Origin of the sequence: Helicobacter sp. UBA3407 (assembly GCF_949747025.1) — a bacterium.
Lineage (GTDB): Bacteria > Campylobacterota > Campylobacteria > Campylobacterales > Helicobacteraceae > Helicobacter_D > Helicobacter_D ganmani.
The window spans coordinates 1-11402 of the sequence record NZ_CATKCB010000065.1 but is presented as its reverse complement, the minus strand read 5'-3'; the positions used below and the strand labels follow the sequence as shown (position 1 = coordinate 11402).

Annotated in this window: 11 protein-coding genes; 10 read left to right on the top strand and 1 reads right to left on the bottom strand. The window is 37.8% G+C overall.

What is annotated here, in order from left to right; genetic code table 11:
* Window positions 1–76 precede the first annotated feature (76 nt).
* On the bottom strand, window positions 77–655 hold the full coding sequence (locus tag Q1553_RS01350; protein WP_115551050.1) for a hypothetical protein: 579 nt from the start codon (window positions 653–655) through the stop codon (window positions 77–79).
* A gap of 233 nt (window positions 656–888) precedes the next feature.
* Between Q1553_RS01350 and Q1553_RS01345 the strand changes: the two genes are divergently transcribed.
* The 10 genes from Q1553_RS01345 to xseA all read left to right on the top strand — a co-directional run bounded on the left by Q1553_RS01345 (window position 889) and on the right by xseA (window position 11289).
* Entirely contained in the window at window positions 889–1713 is an 825-nt protein-coding gene (locus Q1553_RS01345) for a plasminogen-binding N-terminal domain-containing protein (RefSeq protein WP_300842693.1), read from the top strand.
* A 9-nt stretch (window positions 1714–1722) separates the two neighbouring features.
* Window positions 1723–3102: a glycolate oxidase subunit GlcD gene (glcD, locus tag Q1553_RS01340; RefSeq protein ID WP_115551048.1), complete on the top strand. Its 1380-nt coding sequence runs from the start codon at window positions 1723–1725 to the stop codon at window positions 3100–3102.
* 49 nt (window positions 3103–3151) lie between these two features.
* Entirely contained in the window at window positions 3152–3616 is a 465-nt protein-coding gene (gene fabZ / locus Q1553_RS01335) for a 3-hydroxyacyl-ACP dehydratase FabZ (RefSeq protein WP_115551047.1), read from the top strand.
* Window positions 3617–3618: 2 nt separating this feature from the next.
* Window positions 3619–4425: an acyl-ACP--UDP-N-acetylglucosamine O-acyltransferase gene (gene lpxA / locus Q1553_RS01330; protein WP_115551046.1), complete on the top strand. Its 807-nt coding sequence runs from the start codon at window positions 3619–3621 to the stop codon at window positions 4423–4425.
* Entirely contained in the window at window positions 4418–5665 is a 1248-nt protein-coding gene (gene clpX, locus Q1553_RS01325; RefSeq protein ID WP_115551045.1) for an ATP-dependent Clp protease ATP-binding subunit ClpX, read from the top strand. The genes lpxA and clpX overlap by 8 nt, the downstream gene beginning before the upstream one ends.
* Window positions 5666–5688: 23 nt before the next feature.
* Complete coding sequence (locus Q1553_RS01320) at window positions 5689–6723, top strand: rod shape-determining protein (RefSeq protein ID WP_115551044.1); 1035 nt, start codon at window positions 5689–5691, stop codon at window positions 6721–6723.
* A 30-nt stretch (window positions 6724–6753) separates the two neighbouring features.
* Window positions 6754–7614: a rod shape-determining protein MreC gene (gene mreC / locus Q1553_RS01315; protein ID WP_297601671.1), complete on the top strand. Its 861-nt coding sequence runs from the start codon at window positions 6754–6756 to the stop codon at window positions 7612–7614.
* A gap of 151 nt (window positions 7615–7765) precedes the next feature.
* The gene (locus Q1553_RS01310; RefSeq protein ID WP_115551042.1) at window positions 7766–7963 is read left to right on the top strand and encodes a hypothetical protein; all 198 of its coding nucleotides are present in this window, start codon (window positions 7766–7768) and stop codon (window positions 7961–7963) included.
* Between the two features lie 258 nt (window positions 7964–8221).
* Window positions 8222–10012, top strand: a complete 1791-nt coding sequence (gene oadA, locus Q1553_RS01305; protein ID WP_297571552.1) for a sodium-extruding oxaloacetate decarboxylase subunit alpha — start codon at window positions 8222–8224, stop codon at window positions 10010–10012.
* On the top strand, window positions 10012–11289 hold the full coding sequence (xseA, locus tag Q1553_RS01300; protein WP_300842692.1) for an exodeoxyribonuclease VII large subunit: 1278 nt from the start codon (window positions 10012–10014) through the stop codon (window positions 11287–11289). Before oadA ends, xseA begins: the two co-directional genes overlap by 1 nt.
* Window positions 11290–11402 lie beyond the last annotated feature (113 nt).

The following is an 11402-nucleotide window of genomic DNA, read 5'->3' as shown; positions in this document are numbered from 1 at the left end:
GATTGTCACGATTCTATAAATTAATTCCACAAGGATAGAATGCAAAATCACAAGAGTGCAGCGGGGAGATATTCTCTTAGCTTATCGTATCAATTTGCACATTACCGCTATAAATTGCGTGGCTAAATTCCCTTAAAATGCGTTGTGTTTTGGCTTCTGTATTTTTGCGCAAAATATCATTATAGTTGCTTGTGGGATTCTTGGTATAATTCTTGGTATAGAGCCCTTGCAAGTGGTTTAAATTGTCTTGAAATTCTTTTGCAACTTCTTGCCAACCATCTTGTGTAATACCTAAAAATCCGAGTTCTTCTTCTTTTTTCTCTGGATTGGAATCTTGAGATTCTTTTTCGCGTTGCTCTATGCGCTCTACGCTTGCGCTTAAATTACCGGCTCTTGTGAGCATTTGCGCGACAGAAATTTTTTCATTGGGAGACATACCCGCAGTTACTCTTTCAAAAGCTTGATATTGTTCATCGCTCATAAGCTCCAAACTAATCATTCCATAAGTGATTCTCTCACTGCTAAAGCTCTCTTGATTCTGTTGTTGCAATTCTTTATTCTGTGCTTTGTTTGTGGATTGCACATTTTCGTTTAAGAGACGATTCGCTTCATTATAAATTCCACCTAGGGAGTTTAAGTTTTGATTGATGACCATTGTGGAACAAAATCCTTTCTTATTTTAAAGTCAAAGTTTGAAATATTGTCAAAATTGAAAATTTTAAAGCAAAAAGGATTCCAACTTTTTACATTGTTGTGAAATTTCGGGATAAAAATTTGCAAGATTTTATATAAAATATATAAAATCTTGCTAGGCTTTAAGCAAAAATAAAATATAATTTCAGAAATTTTTAATATTAAAAATTTCTGAAGACTAAGGCTTATTTGTTTATGAAATATTTAAAACTTCTAAAATATTTGGTTGTATTCTCTTTTTTTGGTGCTTTTTCGTTAGCTTCTCCTTTTGGTAACAAAATCATTGTTCCAATTATTGCACTTGATAAGGATTCCGCACATTATGCGTATGTGCCGGCATTTGATTTAAAAGTTGGGGAAAGTGGAGAGATTATTCGTTGGTTTGATAGAGAACATTCTGGAATCGTGGCAAAAGCTGCAGTAATAGAGATTCAAGACAATCGGGCAAAGATAGCCTTTGAACCTTTTGTGGGATTAGAGCAAAGTGCCTTTCCAACACCTACTTTGACGCCACAAAAGAATGATGAAGTGATTTTTCGTAGTTTTAACGACAGAGCATTTTTGATTGCACCAACGCAAGATATTTATGAAAAAATTAAAGCCGCCTATCCAGAGATTACTTGGTTGCACCCTGATTTGTTTGCGGCTTATTTAATGGATGTAGGACATACCGCGCCTGTGAGGGGAGATTTCCGCAAAATCTGCACGCAATATGCTGCGGGAATTGTATATATGGTGAATCTCAATGAGGGGCAAGCGTTGGATTGCCAGACTTTTCGTATGATTAAAAAAGACTACATTACGGGACGCGCACCGGTAGAGGAGCGTATGTTACCATTTTTCTCACGCATTGGAAGAGGTAATCAAGAATGGTTTTCTTATCTTTTTAATGATGCTAAAACACAAGACTATTATATATATTTTGACGCTTTAGTTAAAGGTGAGATTCGTGACGAAGACGCAACATTTTTTGGAAGAATTACAAATTATTTTCTTGATGGTATAAAAGATATTTTTTGAGGATTGATGATGACAGAACAAAATATCAAGGACTTAAAAACCATTGTAGGTGAGGGTGAATGTTTCAGTGATAAAGCGCATTTGAGTGCTTATTGCTATGATGCAACAAAAGAAAGAAAGTATCCTGAATGCGTTGTTTTTCCGCACAATGAAGAAGAAGTCAGCCGTGTGCTAAAATATTGCAATGAGCATTTAATCCCGATTATTCCAAGAGGTGCGGGAAGTGGATTTACAGGTGGAGCACTTGCGGTGCAGGGTGGAGTGATTTTGGCACTAGAGAAACATATGAATCAAATTTTAGAGATTGATATGGAAAATATGGTAGCACGCGTGCAACCCGGTGTAGTAAATATGCAATTACAAAAAGCAGTGGAAGCAGTTGGATTGTTTTATCCACCAGATCCTGCGAGTGAGCATTATTCTACTTTGGGGGGAAATGTCAGTGAAAATGCAGGAGGAATGCGTGCAGCAAAATATGGAATTACAAAAGACTTTGTGATGGCATTGCGTGCGGTGTTGCCAAATGGAGATATTATCCGCGCAGGAAAAAAGACAATCAAAGATGTTGCAGGTTACAATGTTGCAGGGATTCTTATTGCGAGTGAGGGAACATTAGCTGTCATTACAGAGATTACTTTAAAGTTACTTAGTAAGCCAAAATATAAACAAAGTGCAATGGGGGTTTTTCCAAGTATTCAATCTGCGATGAATGCGGTGTATAAAACAATGGCAAGTGGAATCTCACCTGTGGCAATGGAGTTTTTGGATAATCTTAGTATTAGGGCGGTAGAGGAGAAATTTCACAAAGGTTTGCCAAAAGAAGCAGGGGCGATTTTGATTACTGAAGTAGATGGAAATTTGCCCGAAGAGATTGATTATCAAATCTGCAAAATAGAGGAAAAGTTTTTTGAAAATGGAGCAAGTGAGTTTGTGAAAGCAAACAATGAGCAAGAGGCGGCTGATTTATGGTTTGCTCGCAAAAACGCAAGTCCTAGCATTACCATTTATGGAAGTAAAAAATTAAATGAAGACATTACAGTTCCGCGCTCTAAACTACCTGAATTACTAGAAAGAATCGCAGAAGTTTCAAAGAAATATAATGTTGTGATTCCCTGCTTTGGACATACAGGCGATGGAAATGTGCATACAAATGTAATGGTAGATGGCAGTAAGCAAGAAGAACTAGAGAAAGGGCATAAAGCCATTGAAGAGATTTTTAAAATAGCAGTAGAACTAGGTGGCACACTTAGCGGAGAACACGGAATTGGAATCTCAAAAGCACCTTTTATGCATCTTGCATTTTCTAAAGAGGAAATGGAGCTATTCAAGGCGGTTAAAAAAGCCTTTGACCCTAATAATATTTTAAATCCGGGTAAAATGGCATTATAATCAAATGAAAATTATGTTAAAATTTAATTTTAGTTTTTAAGGATTTTGAATGATTTATGATGTGCAAAAAATTCGTGAGATTCTACCGCATCGCTATCCTTTGTTGCTCGTAGATAGGATTGTTTCTATGACGCCTAATGAAAAGATTGAGGCATATAAAAATATTACAATCAATGAAAAAATTTTTAATGGGCATTTTCCTACACAACCTATTTATCCCGGTGTTTATATCATTGAGGGAATGGCACAGGCGGGTGGCGTGTTGGCATTTGTGAGTATGTTTGGAGACAATGCGCAAAATACAGGCGATAAAATTGTTTATTTTATGAGCATTGATAAGGCAAAGTTTAGAAGTCCCGTAATTCCGGGCGATAAATTAACTTATAAATTAGAGGTTTTGAAGCATAAAGGTGGAATTTGGGTATTGCAAGGCTATGCCTATGTGGAAGAAAAATTAGTCGCTGAAGCGGAGTTAAAAGCAATGGTAGTAGATAACACAGAGAAAAAGGTATAAAAGTGAGTGTAGCAAAATCAGCAAAAATTGCGCATACTGCTATCATTGAAGAGGGTGCAATCATTGGCGAAAGTGTAGAAATTGGGCATTATTGTGTGATTGGCAAAGATGTGAAAATTGGAAAAGGTTGTAAGCTGTATAATCATGTAACGATTCTTGGCAACACAACTTTGGGGGAAAGAAATGAGATTTTTCCGAATGCGACTTTGGGTACAAAACCACAGGATTTGAAATATCATGACGAACCTAATGAGCTAATTTTTGGAGATTATAACAAAATCCGCGAATTTACGATGATAAATCCGGGCACAGAGGGCGGCGGAGGCAAAACAATTATTGGTAGTAATAATTTGTTAATGGCGTATGTGCATATTGCACATGATTGTATTGTTGGAGATTCTTGCATTTTGGCAAATGGTGCAACACTCGGTGGGCATATTGTGTTGGGTAGCCATATTAATGTAGGTGGTTTAACGCCGATTCATCAGTTTGTAAAGGTGGGAGATTATGCGATGATTGCAGGAGCGAGTGCGCTTTCGCAAGATATTCCTCCTTTTTGTATGGCAGAGGGGAATCGTGCGGTCGTAAGAGGGCTAAATCTGCATCGTTTGCGCAAACATTTTGAACACCACGAAGTGGATAGAATTCACAATGCCTATAAGCGTCTTTTTTTTGGTAATGCACCAATCAAAGAAATCGCACAGGAAATTCTTGACGAGGGCGTAAAAGATGCAAATGTTAAAAAAATGTGTGAATTTATTATTCAATCTACAAGGGGAATCCCTTTTACAAGGAAAAGTAATGAGTGAAAAAGTTTGTGATTTTTGCAAGTCCAAAGAATCTCACAAAAATCCATTGATTGCTGGAAATAATGTCTGCATTTGCAAAAATTGCATCATTGCTTCTTATAGTTTGCTTGTCGGGGGCGAGCAACACTTTGAGGAAGAGCCGGAATCTCTTGAACAAGAGTTAAATATCGTGCCTCCCAAAGAATTAAAAGCGGTTTTAGATGAGTATGTCATTGGTCAAGAAAAAGCCAAGAAAGTTTTTAGTGTTGCAGTCTATAATCATTACAAACGCGTATTGCAAACTAAAGGGCAAGCAGAGGAGGACGATACTGAGATTGCAAAATCCAACATCTTATTGATTGGTCCTACCGGAAGCGGTAAAACGCTAATGGCGCAGACATTAGCAAAATTTTTAAATATTCCTATTGCAATTTGTGATGCGACAAGCTTAACAGAAGCGGGCTATGTGGGTGAAGATGTGGAAAATATTTTAACGCGTTTGCTTCAAGAAGCTGATGGTGATGTGCAAAGGGCGCAAAGAGGAATAGTGTTTATTGATGAGATTGATAAAATCTCAAGGCTTTCAGAGAATCGTTCTATCACGCGAGATGTATCAGGAGAGGGTGTGCAGCAGGCGTTGTTGAAAATTATAGAAGGTAGTGTTGTGAATGTTCCACCAAAAGGTGGCAGAAAGCACCCCAATCAAGAATTTATCCAAATTGATACTAAAGATATTTTGTTTATCTGCGGAGGTGCTTTTGATGGATTAAAAGATATTATTGAGCGGAGAATTGGCGGAAATAGTTTGGGATTCCATCATAAAGCAAACGAAAAAATTGCGCAAGAAAATGTTTTAGAGCAAGTAGAGCCAGATGATTTGGTGAGTTTTGGCTTGATTCCAGAATTAATCGGGCGTTTGCATTTGTTTGCGACTTTGGAGGAAATTACAAAAGAGGCGATGATAGAGATTCTACAAAAGCCAAAGAACGCATTGACAAAACAATATAAAAAGCTTTTTGCTTTTGATGGGGTGGCTTTGACTTTTAAAAATGAAGCATTAGAAGAGATTGCGAATCTTGCGATTGCGCGTAAAACAGGGGCAAGAGGACTGCGTTCAATTATGGAAGAAATTATGCTAGATATTATGTATGAGTTGCCAGAATTGAAAGGTTATGAAGTAATTATCACGAAAGAGGCGGTTTTAAAACTTGCAAAGCCGATGTTGATAAAACAGAAAAAAACGAGCAAAAAAAGTGCTTAAATCCATTGTAAAGAGAGAAAGATATGCTATTAGATAGAGTTATTGGATTGTTTTCACACGATATTTCAATTGATCTTGGGACAGCAAATACGATTGTTTTGGTAAAAGGGCAAGGTGTTATTATTAATGAACCCTCTGTGGTTGCTGTGCATAATGATAGACATGGTAGGAATAAGATTTTAGCCGTAGGACACGAAGCAAAAGAAATGGTGGGTAAAACGCCCGGAAGCATTTTAGCAGTGCGTCCGATGAAAGATGGTGTGATTGCAGATTTTGATATGACAGAAAAGATGATTCGTTATTTTATTGAAAAAGCTCATAGGAGAAAAGCATTAATGCGCCCAAGAATCATTGTTTGTGTACCTTATGGTTTGACAGGAGTGGAACGCAAGGCGGTTAAAGAATCTGCAATTAGTGCGGGGGCTAGGGAAGTCTTTTTGATTGAAGAGCCAATGGCGGCAGCGATTGGCGCAGGTTTGCCTGTCAAAGAGCCTAAAGGAAGCTTGGTTGTAGATATTGGAGGAGGGACTACGGAAATCGGTGTAATTTCTCTAGGTGGGCTTGTGATTTCTAAATCTTTACGTGTTGCGGGAGATAAACTAGATTTGGCGGTTGTAGATTATGTGCGTCGCAAATATAGTTTGTTGATTGGGGAGAGAACAGGAGAGGAAATTAAAATTCAAATTGGTTCTGCTGTAAGTCTTGAGGAGCCACTTGTAATGCAAGTAAAAGGGCGCGATCAAGTGAGTGGATTGCTCAATACGATTGAATTAACAAGTGAAGATGTCCGTGAGGCGATGAAAGAACCGCTAAAAGAGATTTCAAATGCCCTCAAAGATGTATTGGAACAAATGCCACCGGATTTGGCAGGAGATATTGTAGAGAATGGAATCGTCTTAACAGGCGGCGGAGCATTGATTCGTGGATTGGATAAGTATCTTTCAGATGTGGTAAAACTTCCTGTATATGTGGGTGACGAGCCTTTGTTATGCGTGGCAAAAGGCACAGGAAAAGCACTAGAAGAGATTGATGTTTTACAACAATCTTCTTACGAGTAAGATTTTTGAGATACAATAAATAGAAAAGAGATGAAAAAAGTTTTTCTATGGACGATTTTTTTATTCATTGCATTGTTTATTTCAATGAAAATTTCTACCGAAGTGCAAAATAGGATATTGTCTTTAAGCGATAGTGTCAAGATAGGAATCTTAAACTTCAATAGCAATATATTAAAGGCAATTCAACGTCATTTTCATCAAGCAGAACAAATCAAACAACTTTCAGATTCTTTGAGAGATAAACAGCAAGTAGAATATTTGCTTGAAGCTCTAAAGATTGAATATAACGATTTGTTAGACTCTATTCATTCCCCTTTGCGTTTAAATATGCCAGAACTCACATTTGTGCGTATGATTTCGTTTGTGCGTATGAATGATTATAAAAAAATATGGCTAGAATATAAAACTAATAAAACTTATCAAAATGGAACGATTTTTGGGCTAATTAATGATAATAAGGTTGCGGGAATTGCGGTTTTGCAAAATCGGCGTTTGGAAGGCTTTTTGAATGGAGATGAGAAATGCAATTATAGCGTTGTAGTAGGCGATAGAAAATCACAAGGAATCGCAAAATACGATATTAATAAAGGTTTTATTGTAGATTATATTCCCTTGTATCCCAAAATTGAAGTCGGCGAAATTGTGCGAACAAGTGGCAATGACAATATTTTTTATCCCGGAATTTTAGTGGGTATTGTTGAATCTATTGAGTTACGACAGGGTTATCAGATTGCCAAGGTAAAGCCTGCTTTAGATGAAGTTACGAGATTTTATTGGCTTGTTGATGTGAATATTTCCCCTTTTGTTGTTAGTGCAGAGAGCAATGCCACAGAATCCCAAGAAATGTCGGAGGAGGGTTTGGACACATCTAATCTAGCAATTCCACATTGATACTCTTCGTTATAAAATTTCAAATTGGTAGTTGATTGGTTTTCCATTATTTTTCATAAGAATTGATTGTTTTAGAATCTCACAGAATCTTAAATTACAAAAAAGGAATGAAATTTGCTTCCTATTTTATAGATTAAATAAGGAGTTAAAAATGGAATTTCTTGATGAAGGACTTAGTTTTTGTAGTTTTTTTGAAGTGGTAGAATTAGAGGTGAACAAATCCTCAAGCCAAAGCAAAAGCGAGAATAAAAGTGGCGGCACAATCCATCTAAACAGCACAGAACAGAACGAAAGATTGATGATTTTGTATTCCAAACAAATTGCAAACTCCACAAACTCTGCAAAATAGTAAGCCTAACAAGAGCCATTGCGGATTTGTGCTTTGCACATAAAAATTGTAGAATCGTATATTGCTAATATCATAGAATTCTTCGTATCGCCTGCAATGCGCAGTGGAATCTTATTTCCTTTTTTCTTAAATTTCTCGTATATGATACAAAAATAATCATTCTTGATAATTTTGATACAAAATTATCACAATACACTTCAAAGATTGTAATTTGTTGTTATAATATGAGCTCAAAACTTAATATTTGGAGTTTGTATTATGATAAAAATCACTGAAAATAGCCTAAGAGATGGACATCAATCTTTGCTTGCAACGCGTATGCGCACAGAGGATATGATAGAAGCGGCGCAAGCTTTTGAACAAGTGGGATTTTATAGTGTAGAAGTGTGGGGTGGAGCGACTTATGATGCCTGTTTGCGATATTTAAAAGAAGACCCTTTTGAGCGATTAGCAATCTTTAAAGAAATTTTCAAAAAAACTCCAATCCAAATGCTTTTGCGCGGACAGAATCTCATTGGTTATCGCCATTATGCAGACGATGTGGTGCGTGAGTTTGTGCGACTTTCCGCTCAAAATGGGGTGGATATTTTTAGAATCTTTGATGCGTTAAACGACATTCGTAATTTGGAAGTTTCTATTGATGAGGTTAAAAAGCAAGGCAAACACGCACAAGGAGCAATTTGCTATACCACCTCGCCTGTGCATACGATTCAAAGTTTTGTGGAATATGGTAAGGAATTAGCAAAGCGCGGTTGCGATTCTTTGGCAATCAAAGATATGGCAGGTTTGATTACGCCTAATGCTACCTTTGAGCTTGTCAAAGCATTGAAAAGTGAGATTGGTTTGCCTTTGGCATTACATACACATTCCACCGCTGGATTCGCCTTTGGCTCGCATTTGAAAGCTATTGAAGCAGGAGTAGATAGCGTGGATTGTTCTAACTCTGCGCTAGCAGAGGGTACAAGCCACCCTTGCACGCAATCCATTGTGGCGACATTGCAAGGCACGCAGTGGGATACAAAATTAGATTTAGAAATTATGGAAAAAGCTGCAGAGATTTTGAAGCGGAATCGCAGAAAATATAAGAAATTTGAATCTGAATACAATCAAATTGATACCCGCGTACTTGTCAATCAAATTCCTGGCGGTATGATTTCTAATATGGCACATCAACTAAAAGAACAAAATGCGTTAGACAAAATGGACGAAGTCTTAGCAGAAATTCCAAATGTGCGTAAAGATTTCGGCTATCCCCCGCTTGTTACTCCTTCTAGTCAGATTGTTGGCACACAGGCGGTGTTAAATGTCCTAGCACAAACGCGTTATAAAACACTCACAACGGAATCTAAGAATATTATTAAAGGCTATTATGGCAAGACGCCAGCTCCAATTGCAAAAGAATTAATAGAGAGAATCCAAGCAGAGGGAGAGGAAATCATTACAGAGCGTCCAGCAGATAGGTTAGAGTCAGAGTTGCAAAGGGCGCGTGAGGAATCTCAAGGCTTTGCTAAAAGTGAAACCGATGTGATTTCTTATGTGATTTTTGGTGGAATCGCGAAGCAATTCTTAAGCGAACGCAATGAAAATCGTCTAAGTCCAGAGGCTCTTACAACCTTTGAGGGCGCAAATGCTCCAATGGCAAAAGAATTTACAATCAATTTGCACGGAGAGACTTACAATATTAAAATTGAGGGAAGCGGGGCAAAAGATGAAAATGTGAGACCATTTTTTGTGCGTGTGAATGGGGATTTGAAAGAAGTTCTTGTAGAATCTAGTGAGAAAGATTCTAGCAAAGTCCCTAGCAAAAAATCCGATTCTTTGCCTCAAGCAAGCCTGCCGGGGCATATTATTTCGCCAATGCCAGGAAATTTGACGAAACTTAAAGTGCAAGTGGGAGATAAAATCAAAGAGGGTGATGTGCTAGCAATCGTGGAAGCTATGAAAATGGAAAATCAAGTGCTAGCAACGATTGGTGGAGAAATCAAAGAAATTTATGCCAAAGAAGGGCAACAAATTAGCGCAAACCTTGCGATTATGCTTGTAGAATAATGAAAACTCTAAGTGTGAGTGAGCTAAACGCACAGATAAAAAGTCTGTTAGAGGCAACTTTTTTACAAGTGAGTGTGAGCGGGGAGGTGAGTAACTTTACCCACCATTCTAGCGGGCATTTGTATTTCACATTAAAAGACAAAGATTCTAGCATTAAATGCGTAATGTTCCGCGGAAATGCTGCACGTTTGCGATTCCAAATCCAAGAGGGAATGAGCCTAACATTGCAAGGCGCAATTAGTGTTTATCCTCCACGTGGGGACTATCAGTTGAATTGTATTAGCGCATTACCAAGCGGAATCGGAGAGCTCACATTGGCTTTTGAGCAGCTCAAAGAATCCTATAAAGCCAAAGGTTATTTTGAAAATAAAAAACCTTTGCTAAAGTTTCCCCAAAAAATTGCCTTGCTGACTTCAAATACGGGTGCTGTGTTGCACGATATGCTGAAAGTCGCAGAAAAAAGATGGAATCTTGTTAAATTTATTGCAATCAATACGCTTGTGCAAGGCGAGGGAGCAAAAGAAAGTATTGCTAAAAATATTCAAATTGCAGATAATTTGGGAGTGGATTGCATTGTATTGGCGCGTGGTGGCGGGAGTTTGGAGGATTTGTGGGCTTTTAATGAGCCTTTAGTTATTGAGAGTATTTTCAATGCAAATACTCCTATTGTTTCGGCTATTGGGCACGAGCCAGACATCGTGCTAAGTGATTTTGTAGCGGATTTGCGTGCTCCCACTCCTTCAGCAGCAATGGAGATTCTATTGCCAGATAAAAACGAATGGTTGATGAACTTAGATACAATGCAAAACACGCTTAGTGAGCGATTCTCAAGGGTTTTGCAAGGAAAAGTAAATCAACTTCAAAAAAGTGCATTTTTGATAGAAAAAAATTTGCTTTTTAATAAAATAGAGCAGGCAAAGCAGAATCTTGACAATCTTGATTTGTTTTTAGGGCAGAGGATTGCGCATAAGATTGCCTTGTGTGCGTTGAAATTACAGAATCCAAGCTTCCAGATTCATTTAAAGATTCCGCAACTAATAGGCAAAAAATCTATGCAGTTAGAAAGGTTAAAGGCTGAATTTCGCGCAAAGAATCCTGAAAATTATCAGAAAAATGGCTATGCTTGCGTTTTGCGCAATGGAAAAAAAATCCAATGTTTGGCAGAGATTACGCCACATACAATTTTGGAATTGCAGGATAAGAGCGCGACGCTTCAAGCGGAGGTGAAACAGGTATCCTTGCAAGGACGCACACCAACTTTTCTTTGCGAAAAGTAAAGCGAAGTGAGATGAAGCAATCCATAATCCAAAATCTCGCCTTAAAGCTCCAAATACTCCGAAATGTCCTTTTTGGAAGTTTTCCATTCCCCAATGCTTTTCCATTTGGCTAG